Origin of the sequence: Collimonas sp. OK607 (assembly GCF_900111995.1) — a bacterium.
In the GTDB taxonomy this organism is placed as follows: Bacteria; Pseudomonadota; Gammaproteobacteria; order Burkholderiales; family Burkholderiaceae_D; genus Collimonas.
The window spans coordinates 69,307-93,298 of the sequence record NZ_FOKF01000021.1; the positions used below are offsets into that span (position 1 = coordinate 69,307).

23 protein-coding genes are annotated in these 23,992 nt (G+C 57.2%); 6 read left to right on the top strand and 17 right to left on the bottom strand.

Annotated features, from left to right (window positions below; all coding sequences use genetic code 11):
• Positions 1-6 precede the first annotated feature (6 nt).
• On the top strand, positions 7-759 hold the full coding sequence (fnr, locus tag BM029_RS15350) for a fumarate/nitrate reduction transcriptional regulator Fnr (RefSeq protein WP_092437494.1): 753 nt from the start codon (positions 7-9) through the stop codon (positions 757-759).
• Between the two features lie 11 nt (positions 760-770).
• Here the strand turns inward: fnr and BM029_RS15355 are convergent, their stop codons facing one another.
• The 16 genes from BM029_RS15355 to BM029_RS15430 all read right to left on the bottom strand — a co-directional run bounded on the left by BM029_RS15355 (position 771) and on the right by BM029_RS15430 (position 17,778).
• Positions 771-1,343: a FixH family protein gene (locus BM029_RS15355; protein WP_092437439.1), complete on the bottom strand. Its 573-nt coding sequence runs from the start codon at positions 1,341-1,343 to the stop codon at positions 771-773.
• A gap of 46 nt (positions 1,344-1,389) precedes the next feature.
• Entirely contained in the window at positions 1,390-2,790 is a 1,401-nt protein-coding gene (ccoG, locus tag BM029_RS15360) for a cytochrome c oxidase accessory protein CcoG (RefSeq protein WP_092437441.1), read from the bottom strand.
• 21 nt (positions 2,791-2,811) lie between these two features.
• Positions 2,812-3,771, bottom strand: a complete 960-nt coding sequence (ccoP, locus tag BM029_RS15365) for a cytochrome-c oxidase, cbb3-type subunit III (RefSeq protein ID WP_092437443.1) — start codon at positions 3,769-3,771, stop codon at positions 2,812-2,814.
• Positions 3,764-3,970, bottom strand: coding sequence for a cbb3-type cytochrome oxidase subunit 3 (locus BM029_RS15370; RefSeq protein ID WP_170851096.1), 207 nt, complete (start codon positions 3,968-3,970; stop codon positions 3,764-3,766). Before BM029_RS15370 ends, ccoP begins: the two co-directional genes overlap by 8 nt.
• A gap of 2 nt (positions 3,971-3,972) precedes the next feature.
• A complete protein-coding gene (ccoO, locus tag BM029_RS15375; RefSeq protein WP_092416713.1) occupies positions 3,973-4,587 on the bottom strand; it encodes a cytochrome-c oxidase, cbb3-type subunit II in 615 nt (204 codons plus the stop codon).
• 34 nt (positions 4,588-4,621) lie between these two features.
• The gene (gene ccoN, locus BM029_RS15380; protein WP_092437445.1) at positions 4,622-6,103 is read right to left on the bottom strand and encodes a cytochrome-c oxidase, cbb3-type subunit I; all 1,482 of its coding nucleotides are present in this window, start codon (positions 6,101-6,103) and stop codon (positions 4,622-4,624) included.
• A gap of 99 nt (positions 6,104-6,202) precedes the next feature.
• Complete coding sequence (ccoS, locus tag BM029_RS15385) at positions 6,203-6,403, bottom strand: cbb3-type cytochrome oxidase assembly protein CcoS (protein WP_092437447.1); 201 nt, start codon at positions 6,401-6,403, stop codon at positions 6,203-6,205.
• A gap of 10 nt (positions 6,404-6,413) precedes the next feature.
• Positions 6,414-8,936: a heavy metal translocating P-type ATPase gene (locus tag BM029_RS15390; RefSeq protein ID WP_244545073.1), complete on the bottom strand. Its 2,523-nt coding sequence runs from the start codon at positions 8,934-8,936 to the stop codon at positions 6,414-6,416.
• On the bottom strand, positions 8,933-9,724 hold the full coding sequence (locus BM029_RS15395) for a sulfite exporter TauE/SafE family protein (RefSeq protein WP_092437449.1): 792 nt from the start codon (positions 9,722-9,724) through the stop codon (positions 8,933-8,935). The genes BM029_RS15390 and BM029_RS15395 overlap by 4 nt, the downstream gene beginning before the upstream one ends.
• Before the next feature lie 26 nt (positions 9,725-9,750).
• Complete coding sequence (gene hemN, locus BM029_RS15400) at positions 9,751-11,169, bottom strand: oxygen-independent coproporphyrinogen III oxidase (protein ID WP_092437451.1); 1,419 nt, start codon at positions 11,167-11,169, stop codon at positions 9,751-9,753.
• A 180-nt stretch (positions 11,170-11,349) separates the two neighbouring features.
• On the bottom strand, positions 11,350-12,084 hold the full coding sequence (locus tag BM029_RS15405) for a site-2 protease family protein (RefSeq protein WP_092437453.1): 735 nt from the start codon (positions 12,082-12,084) through the stop codon (positions 11,350-11,352).
• An 11-nt stretch (positions 12,085-12,095) separates the two neighbouring features.
• Positions 12,096-13,124, bottom strand: coding sequence for a DUF2167 domain-containing protein (locus tag BM029_RS15410; protein WP_092437455.1), 1,029 nt, complete (start codon positions 13,122-13,124; stop codon positions 12,096-12,098).
• A 306-nt stretch (positions 13,125-13,430) separates the two neighbouring features.
• On the bottom strand, positions 13,431-14,783 hold the full coding sequence (locus tag BM029_RS15415) for a GntP family permease (protein WP_092437457.1): 1,353 nt from the start codon (positions 14,781-14,783) through the stop codon (positions 13,431-13,433).
• A gap of 124 nt (positions 14,784-14,907) precedes the next feature.
• Positions 14,908-15,291: a RidA family protein gene (locus tag BM029_RS15420; protein ID WP_092416705.1), complete on the bottom strand. Its 384-nt coding sequence runs from the start codon at positions 15,289-15,291 to the stop codon at positions 14,908-14,910.
• Between the two features lie 65 nt (positions 15,292-15,356).
• Positions 15,357-16,895 (bottom strand): N-acyl-D-amino-acid deacylase family protein, encoded by a 1,539-nt coding sequence (locus tag BM029_RS15425; protein WP_092437459.1) that lies wholly within the window; start codon positions 16,893-16,895, stop codon positions 15,357-15,359.
• A gap of 1 nt (position 16,896) precedes the next feature.
• Positions 16,897-17,778 (bottom strand): MurR/RpiR family transcriptional regulator, encoded by an 882-nt coding sequence (locus tag BM029_RS15430; protein ID WP_092437461.1) that lies wholly within the window; start codon positions 17,776-17,778, stop codon positions 16,897-16,899.
• 187 nt (positions 17,779-17,965) lie between these two features.
• Between BM029_RS15430 and BM029_RS15435 the strand changes: the two genes are divergently transcribed.
• Positions 17,966-19,270 carry an amino acid deaminase gene (locus BM029_RS15435; protein WP_092437464.1) on the top strand — a complete coding sequence of 435 codons (1,305 nt, stop codon included), beginning with the start codon at positions 17,966-17,968 and terminating at the stop codon, positions 19,268-19,270.
• Positions 19,271-19,290: 20 nt separating this feature from the next.
• Positions 19,291-20,211 (top strand): sugar kinase, encoded by a 921-nt coding sequence (locus BM029_RS15440; protein ID WP_092437466.1) that lies wholly within the window; start codon positions 19,291-19,293, stop codon positions 20,209-20,211.
• Here BM029_RS15440 and BM029_RS15445 read toward each other — a convergent pair.
• Positions 20,203-21,720, bottom strand: a complete 1,518-nt coding sequence (locus BM029_RS15445; protein WP_244545074.1) for an aminotransferase-like domain-containing protein — start codon at positions 21,718-21,720, stop codon at positions 20,203-20,205. The genes BM029_RS15440 and BM029_RS15445 overlap by 9 nt on opposite strands.
• Before the next feature lie 188 nt (positions 21,721-21,908).
• Here BM029_RS15445 and BM029_RS15450 point away from each other — a divergent pair, with 188 nt between their 5' ends.
• The 3 genes from BM029_RS15450 to BM029_RS15460 all read left to right on the top strand — a co-directional run.
• On the top strand, positions 21,909-22,223 hold the full coding sequence (locus BM029_RS15450; RefSeq protein ID WP_092437470.1) for a hypothetical protein: 315 nt from the start codon (positions 21,909-21,911) through the stop codon (positions 22,221-22,223).
• Positions 22,224-22,315: 92 nt separating this feature from the next.
• Positions 22,316-23,005, top strand: coding sequence for a gamma-glutamylcyclotransferase (locus BM029_RS15455; RefSeq protein ID WP_092437500.1), 690 nt, complete (start codon positions 22,316-22,318; stop codon positions 23,003-23,005).
• Between the two features lie 215 nt (positions 23,006-23,220).
• On the top strand, positions 23,221-23,992 hold a 772-nt coding region (locus BM029_RS15460; RefSeq protein WP_092437472.1), incomplete at its 3' end, for an IS110 family RNA-guided transposase.

The following is a 23,992-nucleotide window of genomic DNA, read 5'->3' on the forward strand; positions in this document are numbered from 1 at the left end:
TTCGCCATGCATCAGCCTTCCCCTCACACAGCACCGTTACTCGACATCGCCGCCCTGCGCAAAAGTTGTTCCTCCTGCAGCATGCATCAATTGTGTTTGCCGATGGGACTGGACGAGTCCGACATGCTGCGTCTCGACAGTATTATCGGCCGCCGCCGTGTGCGCCGGGACGATACCTTGTATCGGATCGGCGACAAATTCGGTTCCCTGTATGCGGTGCGGGCAGGACAATTCAAAACCTATCAAGCCAATCCAGACGGCGCCCGGCAAATCACCGGCTTCCAGATGAGCGGTGAATTACTGGGTATGGATGCGATCAGCACCGACAGCCATCAGTGCGATGCGGTGGCCTTGGAAGACAGCGAGGTATGCGACATTCCGTTCGCCCGGCTAGAAGAACTGTTCGGCGATATTCCGACACTGCTGCGGCATTTCCACCGCATCATGAGTAAGGAAATCACGCGTGAGCAAAGCATCATACTGTTACTCGGCAATATGCGTGCCGAGCAGCGTTTTGCGGCGTTCCTGGTAAATCTGTCGTCGCGCTACGCTGCGCGCGGTTATTCATCGACCAACTTCCAGCTACGCATGACGCGCGAGGATATCGGCAATTATCTTGGCCTGACGATCGAAAGCGTCAGCCGCCTGCTGTCCAAGTTCAGGAAGGAAGGCATACTGAAGGTCGATAAACGGGATCTCGAACTGGCCGATTTCCCGGCATTGAAAATATTGGCAATGGGCGCAGACACCTGCAGCTGATTCCAGGCGACTCAGTCGTCTGCCGCCCTCATGGCGAGCGGATTCAATTCCACGCTGCGTTGCCGTGGCCAGTTCCAGGTAGCATGCAGGCGCCAGTCGTGCTGCCCGTCTTCAATCAGGATCTGCCAGCGCGCCATCTCCAGCAATGGCAGGTGCACCGAAAAATTTCCTTGAACGTTCGGCAGTACAAACAAGTCGATATCTTTTTCAGGTAAAGTCGAATGAATCAGGCGCAGCCGCAACCGACGATCGGCTAGCGGCGCCGTGCCGTGACCGGACTGGTCGGCGATGTTGCGCAAATTGCCGCTGAGGATTCCCTGCACGGCGTCGTAGCGCAGACTGCCGACAATGCCGCGCCGTATCGCCTCCTCGTCCCGACGCAGATCCTGATTGATCGCATTGCCCTCTTTATAATAGTCGTCTTCCACCAGCGCATCTTGCCGGGAGAATGCCAGCCAGCCGGTATAACTGGCCGCCACTACGACCACCAGCGGGCCCAGTATCAGAAACCATGGCCAGCGCTGAGCGTACCACGGCGTGGAAGCAGTAGAAAACCCGGCCGTCGAATGTGCTTGGTTGTTCATGATTATCCTGTTCGTCTCGTGTAATTCAATCGGGTTCCCGGCGGTTTCATCTTGGTATATAAAACACGGCTTTTTCATTCGCCTGCGACCTGGCGCCATCTAGTCCCTGCAGCCTGAAAGAAATACTGTTGGAACCCGGCCGGCCCTGCCCGTGCGGTACTCTTACCCGCACCGGAATCAGCCGCGTCTCAGTGGCGGCGAGCGTTATTTCGCTATCGCCAGACAGTGCGATGCCGTCGATGCCAACCACACTTATCTTGTAACGATGCGGCATTTCGTCGGCATTGATTGCCTGCAGCCGATAAACGTTCTCAACCATGCCGTCCTCGACTTCCCTGCCCATGGAGCCGCGATCCCGGATCACATCTACCTTGAGAGGCACCCTGAGTATCAGCGACCCAAGGAAGACCGACACGATCACCAGCAGCGCCGAGCTGTAGATCAATACGCGCGGGCGAAAAATTCGACGTAGGATGGCCGCCGCCGGCAAGTTCTCCGTGATCGCATGTTCCGTTGAATATCGGATCAGTCCGCGCCGGGCGCCGATCTTGTCCATCACCATATTGCAAGCGTCGACACAGGCGGCACAGCCGATGCACATGTATTGCAGGCCCGCCCGAATATCGATCCCGGTCGGACAAACCTGCACGCACATGCTGCAATCGATGCAGGGAGAAGATGTCGGTGCCGGTGTTTTCTGGAAGCTGTTAGAACGCGGTTCGCCGCGCGCCGCATCGTAGGTAACGATCAAGGAATCGCGATCGAACATGGCGCTCTGGAAGCGGGCATACGGGCACATGTATTTGCACACCTGCTCCCGCATCCAGCCTGCATTGCCATACGTGGCGAAGCCATAGAACAAAACCCAGAACCACTCCCACGATCCCAGGCCAAGTACGCTCGCCTCGCGCGCAAGATCGTGGATAGAGGTGAAGTAACCGACGAAAGTAAAACCGGTCCACAAAGCCACGACGCCCCAGGCCAGATGCTTGCCGCTTTTACGCAGCAATTTATCGAGCGACCACGCTTGCCGGTCGAGCCGCATGCGCGAACTGCGCGGCCCTTCTATCCGGCTTTCTATCCACAAGAATATCTTGGTGTACACCGTTTGCGGGCAAGCGTAGCCGCACCAGACCCGGCCGGCGATTGCCGTAAACAGGAACAGCGAAAACGCGCAGATAATCAGCAGCACCGCAAGATAGATAAAATCCTGCGGCCACAGCACGATGCCGAACAAATAGAATTTGCGCGCGGCCAGGTCGAACAGCACTGCCTGGCGGCCATTCCACCTTAACCACGGCATGCCATAAAATACCAGCTGCGTCAGCCAGACACATGTCCAGCGTAGCGTGGCGTAACGCCCGCTCACATCGCGAGGATATATTTGCTGCCGCGCCTGGTACATCCTGACAATGGCAGTCTTAGGAGAAGATTCACTCGCGTTCATGATTGGCTGTCAGGCTTGCGGTCATTGTGAGGTGGCTGCATGGCGATCAAGTGCGACCACGCTACCGGGATGGTTCGACAAGCTCCACACATAGGCTGCAAGCACATGCACCTTCGGTTCGCCTAGAAAGTCCTTGAATGACGGCATGGTGTTATCGCGCCCTTTGCGGATGGTTTCCATGATGGTGTCGACGCTGCCGCCGTATAGCCAGATCTTGTCGCTCAGGTTCGGCGCGCCGATGGCCTGGTTGCCGACCCCGCCGCTGCCGTGGCAGCCCATGCAAACGGTAAACTTCGGTTTGCCGAATACCGCCTTGATCGGATCATGCGTCGAGCCGGACAGGCTCAGCACATAATTTGCTACGTTCTCGACATCCTTGTCGCCTCCCAGCGCCGCTCCCATCGGCGGCATGACGCCATGCCGGCCTTCCATGATGGTGGTCTTGATGGTTTCCGGCGCGCCGCCATGCAGCCAGTCCTGGTCCGTCAGGTTCGGAAATCCTTTATTGCCGCGGGCGTCAGAACCATGGCATTGCGCACAGTAAGTCAGGAACAGGCGCTCACCTATCGCATGCGCCTGCGGATCGGCGGCGACGGTTTTCAAGTCCTGGTGCAGGTATTTGTTGAACATGGGGCCGTAGTCGGCATCGGCTTTTTTCAGCTCGGCCTGATAGGCGCTGCTTGATTTCCAGCCAAGCTGACCGGCGAAACTACCGAGGCCGGGATACAGCACCAGATAGACCAGGGCAAAAACGATGGTCACGTAGAACAGCCACATCCACCAGCGCGGCAAGGGGTTATTCAATTCGCCCAGGTCGTCGTCCCAGACATGGCCGGTAGTATTGTCAGCGGGATCCTGCCCCGGTTCAAGCGTGACCCTCCGGCTGCCCTGCATCCACAACAGCACGCCACAGCCGAAAATGCTGAGTATCGTCAATACGGTGATATAGGGGCTCCAGAAGCCATCGGTAAAATCAGCCATGGTGACGCTCCCTGGCATTCAGTTGCGCCTTCACCTTATCGAGCTGTTCCTGGTCGTCGGCGAACGGCAGCAATGCCGCCTCGTCGAAATCCTTGGGACGTTTCCGAATATAACTCCACCAGACAATGCCGATAAAAGTGACAAAGCTGATCAGGGTAATGATGCTGTGCGCCTCAATCAGTATTTTTTGAATGGCCATGATTATCTCTCCGCCTTGATCTGTGTTCCCAATCCTTGCAAATAGGCGATCAACGCATCTTGCTCGGTCTTGTTTTCCAATGCTGCCGGCGCGGCGGCGATCTCGGCATCGGTGTAAGGATCGCCCAGGCGCTGTAGCGCACGCAGGTGCGGCACGATATCTTCAGGTACCAGGCGAGTCGATTCCAGCCACGGATAGCCGGGCATGTTCGATTCCGGCACCAGGTCGCGCGGGTTGTGCAGATGGGCGCGATGCCATTCGTCGCTATAGCGGCCGCCGACGCGCGCCAGATCGGGGCCGGTGCGCTTCGACCCCCACTGGAACGGCCGGTCGTAGACTGATTCGCCAGCCACGGAATAGTGGCCGTAGCGTTCCGTTTCGGCACGGAATGGCCGGATCATCTGGGAATGACAGTTGTAGCAGCCTTCGCGTATGTAAATGTCGCGCCCTGCCAGCCGCAACGGTGAATAGGGCCGCAGGCCGGTAATCGGCTGGGTCGTCGACTTCTGGAAAAACAAAGGCACGATTTCCGCCAGGCCGCCGACGCTGACTACCAGAATCACCAGTCCGATCAACAGCCAGTGATTTTTTTCTATCGATTCATGTGAGAATTTCATGCCCGCGCTCCAGATTCAAAATAAGTCTGCTGCTTCATAGCGTCTCCACCGCGTCGGTTGCGATGTTGGCCGCAGGTACCAGCACCGGCGCCACGGGATGAGTACGCGGCACCGTGATACGCGTATCCACCGGGAAGCTATAACGCATCGTTTTGAAAGTGTTGAAAGCCATCAGCAGCATGCCGCTCAGATACAGCAGGCCGCCGAAGAAGCGAATCACGTAGTAGGGATAAGTCGCCTTGACTACTTCAACGAAGGCATAGGTCAGCGTGCCGTCCGGATTCACCGCACGCCACATCAATCCCTGCATCACACCGGCAATCCACATCGCGGCGATGTACATGACGATACCGATGGTAGCCATCCAGAAATGCAGCTCGATCATCTTTACGCTCCACATCTGCTGCTTGCCCACCAGGCGCGGAATCAGGTAATACATCGAGCCCATCGTGATGAAGCCGACCCAGCCCAGCGCACCGGAGTGGACATGGGCGATACCCCAGTCGGTGTAGTGCGACAAGGCGTTGACGGTCTTGATCGCCATCATCGGGCCTTCAAAGGTTGCCATGCCGTAGAACGACAGCGACACCACCAGGAATTTGAGGATGGGATCGGTGCGTAATTTATGCCACGCGCCCGACAAGGTCATCATGCCGTTGATCATGCCGCCCCAGGATGGCGCCAGCAGGATAAGCGAAAACACCATGCCCAGCGACTGGGTCCAGTCCGGTAGTGCGGTGTAGTGGAGATGGTGCGGGCCGGCCCACATGTAGGTGAAAATCAATGCCCAGAAATGGACGATCGACAGACGATAGGAATACACCGGGCGCTCAGCCTGCTTGGGAATGAAGTAATACATCATGCCGAGAAAGCCGGCGGTCAGGAAAAATCCCACCGCATTATGGCCGTACCACCATTGGATCATCGCGTCCTGGACGCCGCTATACGCAGAGTAGGATTTGGTCAGGGTGGCTGGCATGGCCATGCCGTTAACTACGTGCAACAGCGCCACGGCAATGATGAAAGCGCCGTAAAACCAATTGGCTACATAGATATGCGCAACCTTGCGCTTGGCAAGCGTACCGAAGAACACGACGGCGTATGCCACCCACACCACGGCCAGCAGAATCGCAATCGGCCACTCCAGTTCGGCATATTCCTTGCCGCGGGTGTAGCCCATCGGCAGGGTTATGGCGGCCAGCACGATCACCAGTTGCCAACCCCAAAAGGTAAATGCAGCCAATCCGTCCGAGAACAGGCGCACCTGGCAAGTCCGTTGCACTACATAGTAGGAAGTTGCCATCAACGCGCTGCCGCCGAACGCGAAGATCACGGCGTTGGTATGCAAGGGCCGCAGCCGGCCGAAACTTAGCCAGGGAATGTCGAAATTCATTTCCGGCCACGCCAGCTGGGCCGCAATCAACAAGCCGACCGCCATGCCGACCACGCCCCACACTATCGTCGCAATCGAAAATTGCTTGACGACCTTGTAGTTATAGTTAAGCGCCTTTTCCACGTTCTTCTCTCCCCAAAATACCACTGCAATGGAGCGAGGTTAACTGGCTACGGCCGGTTTCTCTTTGATGTGAATCAAACGGCGTGCAATTGATGAAAATTAATTCGAGGGTTCGTTGTCCAGTCTTGACTCGACTACGATTTTCTCCGGCGGCCTGGCACTGTCGTCGTCCAGCAGGATTCTCATCGCGGGACCGACCATATCGTCGAACTGACCACTGTCGGAAGCACGGACGAATACCCATATCGCCAGGAACACCAGCACGGTGCTGATAGGGATGAGCAGATAAAGCGCTTCCATATCTATCCTCCTATAGCTTGTTACGCAAGCGCAACGCATTGATTACCACCAGAGCGGAGCTGAACGACATGCCCACCGCCGATAGCCAGGGATTGAGCAAACCCAGCGCCGCTGCCGGAATCGCCAGCAAATTGTAGATCGATGCCCACGCCAGGTTTTGCCGGATCACGTGCATGGTCTTATTGCCGAGCCTCGCGGTATCGGCCAACGCCGACAAGCGATCAGACATCAGTACCGTATCTGCATGGATCCGAGCCAGCGGCGCGCCCGTCCCCATCGCAAAGGAAACATCGGCGACACCTAATACGGCAGCGTCGTTTACCCCGTCGCCTATCATGGCGACGGTTTCGCCGCGGCGCTGCAAGGCTTGTACGAACGCCAGTTTCTGTGCCGGCAGGTGCTCACCGTAAGCGCCATCCATTTCCAGTTCACGCGCCACGTGCTGCGCCACCTGCCGGTCATCGCCGCTAAGCAATATCACTTTCTTGCCTCGGCTCTGGAAATAGGCCAAGGTCTGGCGGGCATCTTCTCGTACCTCATCGGCCAGATCGAAACGTGCCAGCCAGCTACCCGCCTTACCCAGGAAAACTGGCGTCATCGTTATTTCCTCCGGCGCCGCGGCCGGGATCAAGACACCGGCCAGCTCCGCCACGAACGATGCCGAACCGAGCCGATAGAGAATGCCGTCGAACTCCGCTTCCACGCCTTTTCCTGCTACCTGGCTTACTGTCTCGGTGCGCAGTTCCGGCGTCTGAGTCGGCCTGCCGCAGGCTGCATCGGCGATTGCCCTTCCCAAAGGATGAGCGCTGGATATTTCCATCGCAGCTGCTATCTGCAGATACCGTTCGCTCGTACCGGCGCCATACGCTGTAATCTGTTGCAGCACAGGTTTACCTTTGGTGAGCGTGCCGGTTTTATCGAAAATGATATAAGTCGCCCGATGCAGGGTTTCCAATACGTGCGGTTGCACGATCAATACGCCGTTGCGCACCAGCCGGTCGGTGGCGGCAGCCAGCGCCGACGGCGTCGCCAGCGACAAGGCACAGGGACAGGACACCACCAGCACGGCGATCGCAATCGGCCAGGCGCGTGACGGATCCAGCCATTGCCAGGTACAAAACGCCAACAGCGCGCATAACAGCAAAGCTGCCACAAACCAGCCGGCGACCTGGTCGGCCCATTGCGCGATGCGTGGTTTGTTCTGAGTTGCTTGCTCCGCCAGCTTGAGCAGAGCTGACAAGGTACTTTCGCGCACTACCCGGCTTACCCGCAATACCATGGCCTGCCCGCAGTTCACGGCGCCGCCCGGCAAAGTATCTCCAGTCGCGCACGACACGGCCTTGCTCTCTCCGGTCAGCAAGGAAACGTCAATGCTGTTGCGGCCACTCAGCAAAACACCATCGGCCGCAATCACCTCACCTGGCTTGACCAGGATCAGGTCACCCTTGACCAATCTTGTTGCAACAACGACTTCACCATCCATCGCGCGCGGGTAATCACGCAAACGCGTAGCGGCATCGGGCAGAGCGTGTTGCAGGCGCTCCAGCGTCGACGCCGCCTTGCGCCGCGCCGTCAGCTCCAGATAGCGGCTGCACAGCAGCAGGAAGACGAACATTGTGACGGTATCGAAATAGACTTCGCCAGAGCCGCGCACGGTGGCCACAGCGCTGCCGGCAAACGCAGCTACAATGCCAATGGCTACCGGCAAGTCCATGCCGAAGCGGCGTAACTTCATGCCGCTCCAGGCACCACGCAGGAACGGCAATGCCGAGTAACACAACACCGGCAAGGTCAGCAGCAGGCTAGCCCACCGCATCAACTGGAGCTGGGCATGGTCGATGCTGCCGGCGGCGGCGAAATAGGCCGGAGCCGCGTACATCATGACCTGCATCATGCACAAGCCGGCGATGAACGTTTGACGGAACAAGCGCTTCCCGGATTTGCGCAACTGCTCGCCCTGCCGGACCGCATCGAACGGGTAGGCGCTGTAGCCGATTTCGCGCAGCGCCAGCAGGATATCGCTGGGCTTGCATTGCGTCTTGTCCCAGCGTACATGCAAGCGCTCGCTCGCCACATTCAGGTTGGCCAGCCGCAGTCCCGGCAGGCGCGCCAACCGTTGTTCGATCAGCCAGACACAGGCGGCGCAGCGAATGCCTTCTAGCGCAAAAGTCGCTTCTAACAGATCACCAGCCGGCCCGGCAGAATTGTCAGGCACAGCGGCGAATTGCGCGCGGCCGTCTTCATCATCGTACAGTTGCAGTTCAGGCGGGACCAGTCCATCACCGTCGATGCGATTGGAAAAGGCCGTACGCGAGGTGTAGTAGTCGGCATAACCACTATCGACGATGGTTTGTGCAACCGCTGCGCAACCCGGACAACACATCGCGTGCAACACCTGTCCGATCCTGACTGACCAGCACGATCCTGTCGCGGCGGGCGGCAGCGGCAGGCCGCAATGAAAACAGTCGCTAGAGGCGAGCTCGGAGGCTACATCCGGTGACAGCGCTGCAGGGTCGATCAGGACGGCACTCAATGCGTTGCTCCCGCCGGACTGATGCAAATTGCATCAAGCCAGCTTAACGGCAATCCGTTAGCCACTCGCAAGATGCCCATCAACCCGAACAGCAACACGATTACACCGCCGGTGATACGCACCCGACGATCCAGCAACCAGCCTTTCAAGCGCATTCCCAGCACGCCGAGCGTCAATAGCATAGGCAAGGTTCCCAACCCGAACACCAGCATCACCTTGGCGCCAGATACGGCGTCGCCACTCAGCATTGCTGTCAGCAGTACGCTGTAGACCATGCCGCATGGCAGCCAGCCCCATACTGCGCCCAGCATCAACGCCTTGGCCGGGCTGTCCATGGGCAGCAAAAATTTGACGGCGGGCTGCACACGCCGCCAGACGATCTGCCCCAAAGCTTCCAGCCTCCTTAAGCCGCGCCAGGCGTCCATTAGATGCAGCCCAAGCGCTATCAATATCAGGTTGGCCAGCCAGTACGCGCCTATCTGCAGCGATGACAGCGACGTCAGGGCGCGCACACTCTGTGCCATGCCGCCCGCTATTGTCCCGGCCAAGGCATAGCTGAACAACCTGCCGCTGTTGTAGGCAAGCACACGCGACAGATACATGAAATGGTTTTGATCGGATGGCCACGGCATTTTTCCGACGGTCACCAGCCGCAACGGGATGATGCGAGCCGAGGGCGTTGCCGAGGGCGCTGCCGCCATCGACAAGGCACTGACGATTCCGCCACACATGCCAACACAGTGGATGCTGCCAAATAATCCTATCAAGAAGATCGGTATCAGGTTCATGCGTACCTCATGCTCATGGCACCTGCTTAAATGGTTTTCGAATAACGCAACGGACTTCTGCCCAAAGCCAGATAGCGATCGAACACCATGCAAATATTGCGGATCAGCAAACGCCCTTTCATGGTAACGGTGATCCATTCGTCATCCAGCTTGAGCAAGCCGTCTGCCGCCAGCAACTTCAATTGCGCCAACTCAGCTGCAAAATAATCGTTGAATTTGATCGGATGGGCGATCTCGATCGATGCCGGCGATAATTCGAAATCGCACATCAGGCGCTGAATGATCAGGCGTCGCAGCAAATCATCCGTGCTCAGCTTGACACCGCGCGCAATTGGCAATGTTCCCTGGTCGAGACGCTGATAATAGGCATCCAGCGTTTTCTCGTTCTGGCTGTAGCTGGCGCCGACGGCACTGATTGCGGACACGCCGCATGACACCAGATCGGCCTCGGCATGGGTTGAATAACCCTGGAAATTGCGATGCAAGCGCCCTTGCCGCTGGGCGATCGCCAGATCGTCGTCGGGCTTGGCGAAATGGTCCATGCCGATGTACACGTAACCGGCGTCGGTCAGCCGCTTGATACACAGGAACAACATGTCGATCTTGGCTTCCGGCGTCGGCAAATCGGCATCGGCGATGCGGCGTTGCGGCTTGAACAGGTGCGGCATGTGGGCATAGCTGTAGATGGCAATCCGATCCGGTGCCGCTGCGATCACCTTTTTCAGCGTTTGCGCCATCGATATCACGTTCTGCTTCGGCAAGCCGTAAATCAAGTCTATGCTGACTGAGCGAAAGCCCGCATAACGCGCGGCATCAATGATCCTGAGCGTGTCTTCCTCGGGCTGGATCCTGTTAACGGCTTTCTGTACCGCAGGATCAAAATCCTGCACGCCGAGGCTAAGGCGATTAAATCCCTGGCGCCGCAAGGTGACGATACGTTTCGGCGTCACCGTGCGCGGATCGACCTCTATCGAATATTCGCCCTGCCCGTCCGGCGCAAACTGAAAACTCCCGTGCAGATGCTCCAGCAGATCCGTCATCTGCACATCCGTTAGAAAGGTCGGCGTACCGCCGCCGAAATGTAGTTGTTCGACCTGGTTCATGCCTTGAAACAAGGCAGACTGCATCGAAATCTCGCGCTTCAGGTACGTCAGGTAAAGCGCTGCCTTGCCGAGATTCCTGGTGACCACTTTATTACAGGCGCAGTAGTAGCAAATCGTGTCGCAAAACGGGATGTGCACGTACAACGACAAGGCATGGCGCGCACCCATGTCGCGCCGGTTGGCAACCGCTTGCAAATAATCTGCGGAAGTGAAATCTTCTGAAAACCTGTCTGCCGTCGGATAAGACGTATAGCGTGGGCCAAGTTGATTCAGCTTGCGCAGCAAGGAAACGTCATAACTAACCGCGTCAACTGGGGGGGACGATTCTCTCGAATTTAACATGTGCAAGCTCCGGAAATTGAATGCATCAATACGTGGGATTGATGACATCTACCGGCTGCAGCATATCTTGCACAGATGGCAATCGCTTTGACATAGATCAAAAAAAACGGCCACAGACTGATCTGTGGCCGTTTGATTTCTGCTGTTTTCCGGCAAGTCGCATATGCAGAAAATAATCGGCTAAAGAAAGCCAAAGCCGCTGTGAACCGGCGCCAGCATATCGTGTACACCATGCGTCATCAGCACCAGAAAGATCAGCAAGGCAAGATAATAAAATGCGTAGGTCACCTTCACAGACGGCTCGATGCCGTAATAACGCTGATTCTCCGGAGTGGAAGGGTCGTATTGCCAGGCGCGTTTCAACTGCGGCAACGCGAGAATGACCATCACGATCAGCAGCGGAGTCGGGCGATAAACGAATAATGCGATCATCACGGGAACGCCGGCGAACCATATCCGTGGGGACAGCACTGCCGTGATGCGCCCGCCGTCAAAAGGCGACATCGGAATCATGTTGAACAAGTTCAGAAAAAAGCCAGCGTATGACAGCGCCAGCAGCAACTCGCTGTTGTACCAGCGTGACGCAAAATAACAAGCCAGCGCACCGACCGTACCGACAAACGGACCGGCAAGGCCGACATAGGCCTCGGTTTCAGCATCATGCGGTATCTCTTTCAACTGGATCCAGGCGCCGACGAATGGAATGAACGTCGGCGCGCCGACAGCCAGGCCGCGCCGCTGTGCTGCGAGGTAGTGACCTGCTTCGTGCACGAACAGCAACAGCACAAAGCCTGCGGCAAAACGCCAGCCGTAGAACATCGCGTAGACCGCGATAGACAGCAGCATGGTGCCGGAAGTAGTCAGGATCTTACCGAGCTTCAGGCCTCCCAACAGCAGGATCAGCAATTTAACCATGGCGCCGGTCGCTAGACGCGGTTTACGGTATCGCTGGCTTCGGCCGCATGGTCGCCAGCCTTAGGATCGGGTGCAGACTGCGTCAGCTGTCGCGGTTCAAACGGCGATGCTTCCGGCTGGTCTGGATTGGATGTCGATGCCGGTGTCGCTGGTTTCGGTGTGCGCTTGAAGAATCGCTTGATGGCAGCACCGAAGGCAAGCACCGCCAGCAAGCCGATTTTGAAAAACTTCGCCGCGAACGCAGCGATGACGGCAAGCATGCCAATTTTCTTGGCAGCGACGCCGACCACCAAGGCAGCCAGGCCATATTCTGCAACATGATCGGTTGAGGCGGTGAAATCTGCGTAGCGCTTACCGTTGTGATAATCGATGGCGGCGAGCAGATTGTTTGCAATCGGCTTTTCAACAGCGAGAGACGACAGGTCCGTCACCATTGTTAAAGTAAGATAGCCATCGCGGCCCAAGGCAAGGGTGCGATAGTTGACGCCAGTCTGAGCGCTATTGGCGACTTCGCCTTTATCGCGCACGATCAACGACCAGACCAGACGATGGGTTGCGGCATCGTAGGCGGGAGCTTCCGCCCAGCCACCGACCTCGACCTCCGGAATGCCTCGCTCCTTGCGACTTGCGTTCGCTTGCTCAGTGCCATCGCGCAAACTCTTCAACATGTCGTCAGCTTTCCAGTCGCGTGCATCGTCGTCGCGTACATAGCCGTCTTTTTTGAACTCGACGGTGACAAACCAGTTCCCGTTTTGGGTCGTCGGAACGATTACGCCAATCAGTGACTTGTCATCGATAACGTTACCGACGGCACGCAGGTAGCGTGCAGCGGCTGCAGCCGGGACAAAGCCATAGTCTTGAGGCAGAGAAAAAGTAGCCTGGTCGTTGAATTCAATCTTGCCTGGTCCCTGTACCAGGACTTTATTTGCCTCGGCAGCGGCGGCCTTGATTTCTATCTTGGTTTCCGCGGTCTGGGCTACACAGGCGGTCGCAACGAAGGTTATGGTAAGCGCGAACAGAAATTTTCTCAGGATTTTCATGGCGTGATCGGCATTGTGGGTTTAGGGTATTTTTGTGGATTACCGGTGAACGCATGATCAGATACGTTGGTTTTTCCACAAAATTGTAGCCACTTTAATACCATGAAACGGATATTTATTGCTGTATTGCACTAAAAATAATGAATTATTTTATTATTTTGATCAATTCGGACACGGCTCCAACGCGTTTCGCATACCGGTTTCGATTCAATTATCAGCAGTTTCCCACGCCACCCACAAAGAAAAACGGCTTGCAGAATCGAATTCTGCAAGCCGTTTCAAGACAGTGCTACAAATGTAGATCAATCAGATCACGGTAGACAAACCCAACGTCAACAACAACGCCACCACCGAAATAATGGTTTCAGCGACAGTCCAGGTCTTGAAGGTTTCCGTCACGGTCATGTTGAAGTACTCCTTGACCAGCCAGAAACCACCGTCGTTGACGTGCGACAGGATCAGCGAACCGGCGCCGGTTGCCAGCACCATCAGTTCCGGCCGGACAGTTACGCCGGCGGCAGTGACGATCGGTGCGACGATACCGCAAGCAGTGGTCATCGCGACCGTAGCCGAACCGGTGGCAACCCGAATCAGCGCAGCAACGAACCAGCCCAGCAGCAACGGCGACAAATGCGCGTTGTTAGCGAGTTCGACGATTGCCTTGGAAACACCGCCGTCGATCAGGATCCGGCCGAAACCGGCGCCAGCGCCAACGATCAACGTGATCCCGGCGATAGGCGCCAGACATTCTGTCGTGAATTTGAGAATGGCTTCACGATTAAAACCGCGTGCCTTGCCGAAGGTGTAGAAACTGACCAGGGTAGCGATCAGCAGCGCGATCACCGAATTGCCAATCAGGCGCAGGAAATCGTTGGCGAAGGTTTTTGGCGTGAAGAACACATCGGCCCAACTACCAATTAACATCAACGCCACCGGCAGCAAGATGGTAGCAATCGTGATGCCGAAACCAGGCAAGTCACGGCCTTTGTCTTCTTCGACAAATTGCGAGATCAATGGGTTATCAGGATTAGGCGTAACGTAGCGGCTGATCAGTTTGGCAAACAGCGGACCGGCAATGATCGCAGTAGGAATACCGACGATCAGCGCGTACATGATGGTGCGGCCGATATCTGCGTTGTAGGCAGTCACGGCGAACAGCGCTGCCGGATGCGGTGGAATCAAGCCGTGCACGACTGACAGGCCGGCAACCATCGGGATCCCGACCATGATCATCGAGGTCCCGGTACGCTTGGCGACGTTGAATGCGATCGGAATCAACAGCACGAAACCGACTTCAAAGAACACCGGCAGGCCGACAATCAATGCCACCACCATCATCGCCCAGTGCACGCGCTTGTGACCGAACACACCGATGAGCGTGTTGGCAACGCGCTCGGCGCCGCCCGATTCCGCCATCATCTTGCCGAACATGGTACCCAGCCCGACCACCAGCGCAATATGTCCCAAAGCGCCGCCGACACCGGTTTCATAAGATTTGACGATGGCTCCCATCGGCATGCCGACAACCAGACCCAGTATTACCGACACCACGATCAGCACGATGAACGGATTCATCTTGAACTTGGCGATCAGCACCACCAGTGCGATCACTGCAATCACCGCATAGAGCAGCAACATATTTCCTTGAACCATCTCCATCAAATCCTCCTAAAGTCCGATTTATTTTTTGACACCGCGCCTAGCGCACAAACACATAACGAACGGTGCCATTTTGCAACTATTAGCTGTTAGTTGTCAGTAAATTCCGCCAACCTGCAGCGAATTATTTTTTATAAGCGATGCAATCCACTTCCACCTTGCAATCGACTACCATGCTCGATTGCACGCAAGCGCGGGCTGGCGGATTGGCGCCAAAATACTCTTTGAAAACCTTGTTGAACGATTGAAAATCGCGTGTATCGTCAAGCCAGACACCGCAACGTACTACGTGCTCCGGACCGTAGCCGGCTTCTTTCAGGATCGCCAGCACGTTCTGGATGGTCTTGTGCGATTGCGCGACGATGCCGCCATCGATCACTTCGCCATCCACCATCGCCACTTGGCCGGAAACGTACAGCCAGCCGTCGGCTTCAACCGCACGCGCGAACGGCAGATGCTGGCCGCCGGTTCCCGAACCACCTTCAACACCGTATCGTTTGATAGTCATAGCTACTCCTCAGTAAAAATAAAACTCAATTAAACGCAACAAAACTCAAAAAAAGTTCAGCCAACTCAACTTGCAAGGACGCCACTCACTCCGCCTTGCCGCGCCAGGAAACGGCCTGCCCGCGACTCGGTCGGCGCTTTTTGCGCGCCACCCACATAAGACAAGACACCATTTACCCAGACCGCTTCGATTCCTTCGGCCGGCTGCATCGGATCGGAAAAAGTTGCCGCATCGCGTACGGTTTCCGGATCGAACAACACCAGGTCAGCCCAATAGCCTTCACGTACCAGACCGCGTTCAGCCAGGCCGAAACGTTCGGCCGACAAACCTGTCATCTTGCGGACCGCCACGGTCAATGGAAATAGTTTTTGCTCGCGGCTGTAGTAACCCAGCACGCGTGGAAATGCCCCCCACAGGCGCGGATGCGGCAGCGGATCGTTAGGCAAGCCATCCGATCCGACCACACTGGCCGGGTGGCTCAGGATGCGGTTGACATCGTCATCCTGCATGCAGTGATAAACGGCGCCGGCCGGTTGCAAACGACGCGCCGCTGCCATCAGATCGACCTGCCATTCGGCCGCGATCTCAGCTAGCAGCTTGCCGCCCATGGCCGGTTCCGGCTCCGACCAGGTCACCATGATGTCGATGGTGTCGGTTACCTGTTTCAAATCCAGGGTGGATGAACTGGCGGTGTAGGGATAACAGTCGCAGCCGACCGGCTGATAACGCTGCGCCTGCTCCAGCGCTTCCAGCACTTCGCCGCTACGGCCCCAGTTTTCAACGCCGGCGCATTTCAAATGCGAAATTACCACCGGCACCCGGGCATGTTTGCCGATACGGAAAGCTTCATCCATGGCTTCCAGGATGTCGGCGAATTCACTGCGCAAATGCGTCGCGTAGATGGCGCCGGCCTCGGCCAGCGGTTCCGCCAGCGCCAACACTTCGGCGGTGGGCGCATTGATCGCATTGCCGTACGCCAGGCCGGTGCTGAGTCCGAGCGCGCCGTGCGCCAGCGCTTCGCGCAACTGCTCGCACATGGCGGCGATTTCTGTGTCGGTGGCGGCGCGATCGAGCCGGTCCATCTGGTTGCTGCGCAAGGCGGTGTGGCCGATCAACGCGGCTACATTGATAGATGGTTGAGCCTGCGTCACCGCGTCGACATAGGAGGCGAAAGTCGGGTAGTTGAAGGCGCTCGCCTCGCCTAGCAGATTCATCGGATCCGGCGGTTCCGCCTTGAGGCTGACCGGCGCGGCGCTGATGCCGCAATTGCCGACGATCACGGTGGTGACGCCCTGCGACAGCTTGGGCACCATGCTCGGTGTGCGAATCACGTTGGTGTCGTCGTGCGTGTGGACATCGATGAAGCCAGGGCTCAGGACCTTGCCGCTGCCGTCGATCACATCCTTAGCCTGCCAGCCGGATGGCTTGCCGGCATTGGCGTCATTACGCGGCTCGATATGCAGGATACGCCCGCCAGCCATAGCGACGTCGGCCACAAATGCCGGTTCGCCGCTGCCGTCGATCACCGACACGTTACGAATCAGCGTATCGCAACTTGGCGTGGCCGCTGCATCTGACAATGGTGTATTTGATTCGGTGCTCATCTCAATCTCCCAACGGCTCGCGATTACTGCCACCGCGATGCGTATCCAGTGTGAATTTCAGGCGTCGCAGCAACTCCTGGCTACGATCTTTTTGCAGCAATGCCAACTCGGTCATCAGTACATCCAGCGCCATCATCATGGCGTAGCGCGACGATGACGGCTTGAAAATAAAATCGGTTTCCAGCGACTTCAACGGCAACAGCACATCTGCCATCGCGGCCAGCGGCGAACCCAGTGCCGTGATCGCCACCAGCCGCACGCCGTATTCCTTGGCGATGGCGCAACTGGCATTAAGTTCAGGCACGTTGCCGGTGGTCGACAGGACCAGCACCACATCATCCTTGTCGAGTGTTGCGGCTACCATTTTCTGCAGCATGGCGTCGTGATAGGTGGCCACCGGACGCCCCAGGCGTACCAGCCGATAGCGCGCCTCATCGGACAGCATAGTCGAGCCGCCACCCATACCAAAGGCATAAATCATGCGTGCCTGAAGCAGCAGCTGCGCTGCTTGCAACAAGGTATCCTGGTTCAGCAGGCTGCGATTGACCTCCAGCGCTTTGTGGATATCGGCATACACAATGTCGACGATTTGCGGAAGTTGATTTTCAACAACAGAGTTCTCGACCCGCAAGAATCGCTGCCCGATCGCTGCCGCCTGGGCCAGATGCATCTTCAATTCGCGCACATCGCGGCAACCGATGGCTTTGGCAAAACGGGTGACGCTGGCTTCGCTGACGCTGGCTTGTTTCGCCAGGGTCTGGATACTGGCGCTGGCGGCAAACGGCAAATCGCCCAGGATTGCCTGCGCTACCTTTTGCTCTGCCAGGCGCAGCTGACCGCTACGCTCGGCGATGCGCGACACAATATCGAATGAGTGAGCCATGTGTTGTCAGATAGGTTGCAAATTAAGCAGCAAAGCCAGAATATGGGCCAATAGAAAGGCAGAGTCGCACCACAGACTCTGCCGCAGACGTGGCATGAAAAAATGCTATGTTACTTTGTAACATGCTTTTAATATAGTAAATTCAAGGATATGATTACGTCAAATGAATTCTGAAGGAGAAGATCTGATGACAGATGTTATTAACTATCACAGCAATTACGAGAACCCGACAATCGACCCTTTGAACAAGGGCCTGGGGGCATTCCAACAGACGTTGCCTGCCGCCGAGGTGAAGGCGCACAACTGGAATCTGCTGCGAGAAGACCTGAGCCTGCCCACCGCAGTGCTGTCCGAAGAGCGCATGACGCACAATTTGCAGTGGATGCAGCAATTCGTCACCGAATACGGCGTCAAACTGGCCCCGCACGGTAAAACAACGATGGCGCCGAAACTGTTCGCCCGCCAGCTGGCCGGTGGCGCATGGGGCATCACCCTGGCCACCGCACACCAGACCCGGGTCGCCTATCAGCACGGCGTACGACGCGTGATCATGGCAAATCAGCTGGTCGGCAAGCAGAATATGGCGATCATCTCCGATTTGCTGGCCGACCTTTCCTTTGAATTCTGCTGCCTGGTCGATTCGGCCGATGGCGTCGACCAGTTGGGCGCTTTCTTCCAGGCCCGCAAACAAAAACTGCATGTATTGCTGGAACTCGGCGCCGACGGCGGCCGCACCGGCATCCGCAATGCGGAACAGCAAGCCGCCGTGCTGGATGCGATTGCACGCTGGCCGGACCATATTGTGCTGGCCGGTGTTGAAGTTTATGAAGGCGTATTGAAAGAAGAAGCCGATATCCGCAGCTTTTTGCAACACGCGGTAGCCTGCACCCGGCAACTGGCCAAGGATGGCCGCTTTGCTGCCCGTACCGAAGGCAGCGCAGCACGGCCGGTGATACTGACCGGCGCCGGTTCCGCGTGGTACGACGTGGTCGCCGACGAATTCGCCAAGACCGAGATTGGTTTGCCTTTGGATGTGGTATTGCGCCCAGGCTGCTACCTGACGCACGATGTCGGCATCTACCGCGCGGCGCAGGCGCAGATCCAGACGCGTAATCCTATCGCCCGCAAAATGCGCAGCGAATTGCAGCCGGCCTTGCAGTTGTGGGCTTATGTGCAATCGATTCCGGAAACCGGCAAAGCTATCATCGCACTCGGCAAGCGTGATGCCGCATTCGATGCCGGCCTGCCTACGCCTGCACTGCACTATCGTCCCGGCACGGCTGCTCCGAAAGTCACGCCCGCCCATTGGCAGGTGACCGGCATGATGGATCAGCATGCATATCTGCAGATTACCGAGGGCGACGACATCAAGGTCGGCGACATGATTGGCTTCGACATCTCCCATCCGTGCCTGACTTTCGATAAATGGCGTCAGATTGCCGTCGTCGATGCACAGCATCAGGTTGTAGACGTGATTCAGACCTTCTTTTAATTTTTACCCCGGCACAAGCAATGACTATAGATATCCTGGCTTATGGCGAAGCAATGGTGGAGTTCAACCAGCGGCTCCACGATGCACGCATGTACTTGCAAGGTTTTGGCGGCGACACGTCGAATTTCTGTATCGCCGCTGCCCGCCAAGGTGCGCGCAGCGGTTATATCAGTGCCCTCGGCAATGACCAATTCGGCCAGAAGCTGCGTGATCTGTGGCTGGCGGAACAGGTCGATGCAAGCCATGTGGCTAACAATCCGCAAGCTGCTACCGGCGTGTATTTTGTTTCGCATGATCAGGATGGTCATCATTTCGACTATCTGCGCGCCGGCTCTGCCGCCAGCCGCTATACCAGTACGCAATTACCGCTTGAGGCGATTGCCGGCGCCAAGATGCTGCATCTGTCAGGCATCAGCCTGGCGATCAGCGAATCCGCCTGCGATGCCGGCCTGGCTGCGATGGCGCATGCGCGCAAGCATGGCGTGCGGACCTCGCTCGATACCAACCTGCGGCTGAAACTCTGGCCGCTGGAACGTGCCCGTGAAAAAATGCGCGAGGCGTTTGCACTGTGCGACATCTGCCTGCCCAGCTGGGACGATGTCAGCGCCCTCACCGGCCTCGACGACCGCGACGCGATTGTCGATACTTTACTGTCCTACGGCATCAGCCTGATCGCCTTCAAGCTTGGCGCCGAAGGCTGTTATGTCGCCACCGCCAGCGAACGCCGGATGGTGCCGGCTTACGGCGTCGAAGCGATCGACGCTACCGGCGCCGGCGATTGTTTTGGCGGCGCCTTCATTGCCCGCCTGGTAGCCGGTGACGATCCATTCCGCGCCGCCAGTTACGCCAATGTCTGCGCTGCTTTGTCGACTACCGGTTACGGTGCGGTAGCGCCGATTCCGCGGGCCGCGCAGGTCGAAGAAATACTGAGTTCACGGTAATTTTTTCTGCTGCACCTCAGCTTCAGGCAACAACCCTGCTACGATTTCCCCCAGCCGTTTTATGCCCTGCCCGATCTGCGGCGAAAACGGCTGGCCGCAGCACAGCCGCAGAAAATGATCGAAACGCCTGGAATTGGAAAACATCAAACCGGGGGCAAGCCGGATACCTTCCCGCAATGCTGCCTCGAATACCTTTTTGGATGATAGTTGCTGCGGCAGTTCCACCCATAACAAGGCGCCACCGTCTGGAAGATTGAGCCGGGTACCGGCGGGAAAATGAATAGCGATCGCTTCGGCGGTGCGCGCTCGCTGTATCCGCAGCGCTTCACGCAGACGCCGCAAATGGCGGTCATAGGCAGTCGACGCCATAAAATCCGCTGCAGTAATCTGCGCCCACTCTTCATTCGCCCGGGTATGGGCAAATTTAAGCATCTCAATCCGCGCCTGCCAGCGGCCGCCAACCATCCAGCCCAGACGCATACCCGGCGCCAGCACTTTGTTGAGCGAGGCGCAATAGATCACGTTGCCGCTGCGATCCCAGGCTTTTAATGCGGTCGACGAGGTTCCTTCCGGCACCAGGTCGCTATACGAATCATCCTCGATCAGGGCCATGCCATGCTGCTCGCATAGCTCTACCAGCCGCGCCTTGTGCGCATCCGGCATGATGCTCCCCAACGGATTCTGCAGGTTCGGCACCGCCACTACGGCCTTGATATTGTCGTAGGTCTGCAGCGCCAGTTGCAGCGCTTCAATCGAGATGCCGGTGCGCTGACTGGTCGGGATTTCAAGCGCCCGCATACCCAGGCTTTCCAGCACCTGCAGCAAGCCATAATAAGTCGGCGACTCGACCGCGATGGTGTCGCCTGGCTGCGCGACGGCGCGCAAAGCCAGATTGATCGCCTCGATACAACCATGGGTAACGATCACCTGTTCCGGCGCGATCTTGATTCCGATAGCTAGGCTACGCTTGGCCAGCACCTGCCGAAATGCAGGATTGCCGCTATGCGACATCATGCTGGTCAACACCTCCGGCCGCTGGCGCAGGGTACGGATTGCGGCGTTTTTCAACGCTTCCACCGCATACAGTCCAGGCGAGCAGCTAGCGCTGCTCAGATCGAGCGTGACCTTGTTGCTGCGTCCCTGCGCAATGATTTCCGAGACCCGTTCGTGGATTCCGGCATACTGCGCCGACATCAAGGCCGGCGTAGTGGACAGATTCGATTCTTCCGGTTCCGCCAGCCGTCGCGCCTGCCGCACGAAATAACCGGAACGCGGACGCGCCTCGAGCCAGCCCTCCTGCTCCAGGTGACGTAATGTTTGCAATGCCGTCGACAAGCTGACCTGATGCTGCCGCATCAGATCGCGTACCGATGGCATACGATCGCCCGGCCGCAAGGTAAGCGCCTGGATAGCAGCCAGATAGTGTTCAGCCAGGCGCCGGTACAGCAATTGCGTTGTTGGCGATTTCAACAAGGATTGGGGCTCGGAGATTGACAAGAGAGGCCTCATAACATGCATTGAATTATCAAAGTGTGCTGCATTCCGGCGCAACGAAACAGATACAGAATCGCGGATACAGGACGATAACAGATAAGACAAACCCCGGCTGTTACGCTACAGATGGGCAACAGCTGTGCCTGTTTTGCTTGCTGGCGGGCGGATAGGCTAGAGCCATCTCTTTCATCACGGAAACCGCCATGAAAATCGCCAATGAAACCACTTCACGGATCAGGCTAGGCCGCTCTCAAACCAGCATGTTTTATGCGGCACACGGAACAACTATCGTAGCGATACAAGGCAGCATTCTTGTCTGCGAAGGCGGCACGGTTGCCGACACACGTTTTGTGGTCAGCGACGGCGAGTGCCACGTGGTGCAGCGCAACGGCTGGGTTCGATTGGAGGCAGGCGGAGCAAATCCCGCCGCGGCAATCGTCAATGCCGGATTACCTCCTGTACCACTGTGGAGACGCTGGTGGCAACGAGCGCACACCCTGGTTGCACTGAAAGGATGATGCAATACATGCATTGCTATTAAACCACGGCCGGCACTTGTAGTTTGGCAAAGCACTTGTTGCCTGCTGCCGATCTGGCTTATTCTGTAGCCATGAGCATCACCCGTGAAGATCTTGAACAGGACCGCCTGCGGACGATCCTGGACAACACCCCGATAGCTTCCGCCCTGCTATCCGAAGCAGCGCTGGAAGCGTCGTGGCGCGCCGCACTGGCCTCGCTACCGGATCCGAACGGCGATGTGTGGCTGTTCGGCTACGGCTCGCTGATCTGGAACCCGATGGTAGAACACAGCGAGCGCGTGCCCGCCAAACTGTACGGCTACCACCGCGGCTTCTACCTCTATTCACGCATCAACCGCGGCACCTGGGACAACCCCGGCCTGGTGCTAGGACTAGACCGCGGCGGCTGCTGCCAAGGCATCGCCTTCCGTATCCCCGCCATCAGCATCGAAACAGAATTGAAAATGTTATGGCGCCGCGAAATGCTGACCGGTGCGTATTTGCCACGCTGGTTGCCGATGCAGCTCAAGGGCAAGGATGGCCCGCGCGTCAAGGCGCTGGCGTTTGTCATGAATCGGCAGCATGAGAGCTATTCCGGGCGTTTACCGGATTTGACGGTGGTTTCGCATTTGCGTGATGCGGTTGGACTATATGGGCCGGCCAGGGATTATTTGCGGCATACGCTGGAAGGATTGCTGAAGGAAGGGTTTCGCGATCCGTATCTGGCGCGGCTGTGGGCGCAATTGGAGTCTGGTCAAGATCGGCAGGCGACTAAAAAATAACAAGGCTGTGGCTTTTGAAGTTGTCGTTGCTGTTGACGTGCATTCCGCATGGGGACGCTGCCAAATGTGGCGCGTGTCAGTCGGGAATTGTGGGAAGACATGTTTGAGCGCAGCGAGTTGGTCTTTCCACCCGACTGACACGCGCCACATAATGGGATGGTCACCCCGGCCCTGCCAGCGGTATGCTGGCAGGGTTCTTACTTCCGGAGACCATCATGAACAACGCGACACTGATAGGGATCGATCTGGGCAAGCATACATTTCATCTGCACGGCCAGGATAAACGAGGAGGTATCGTGTTTCGCAAGAAATGTACTCGGAAGCAATTAATCGAATTTTTCAGCAATTTCCCGGCCTGCACGGTGGTCATGGAAGCGTGTGCCGGTGCGCACCAAATGGCGCGCCAGCTCGTCGCCTTCGGGCATCTGGTGAAGCTCATTTCGCCGCAGTTTGTGCGCCCTTTCGTCAAGAGCAACAAGAACGATTTTGTCGATGCCGAAGCGATCTGCGAAGCGGCCTCACGGCCGTCAATGCGGTTTGTCACACCCAAGACAGAATCACAGCAAACGCTGTCGGCCTTGCATCGAGTACGCGAAGCGCTGGTCAAAGATCGTACCGGCACGATCAATCAAATCCACGGATTTTTACTTGAGTTCGGCATCAGCCTTCCGATTGGACAGGCTGTCATCAAGCGTTTGCCGGCGACCTTGGCTGAACATACACTACCACCCAAGCTGGTTGCTGTGCTAGAACGATTGCATGCCCACTACAAGTATCTTGATGAACAAGTCTGTGAAATCGAGAAAGAATTACGCCAGCAATTAGCCGATGACGACATCGGACAACGGTTACTGACGATTCCAGGCATTGGTCCCATTACGGCCAGTGTACTGACGGCCGAGATGGGCGACGGCAAGCAATACGGCTGTAGTCGCGATTTTGCGGCATCGATCGGACTCGTTCCACGACAGTACAGCACGGGCGGTA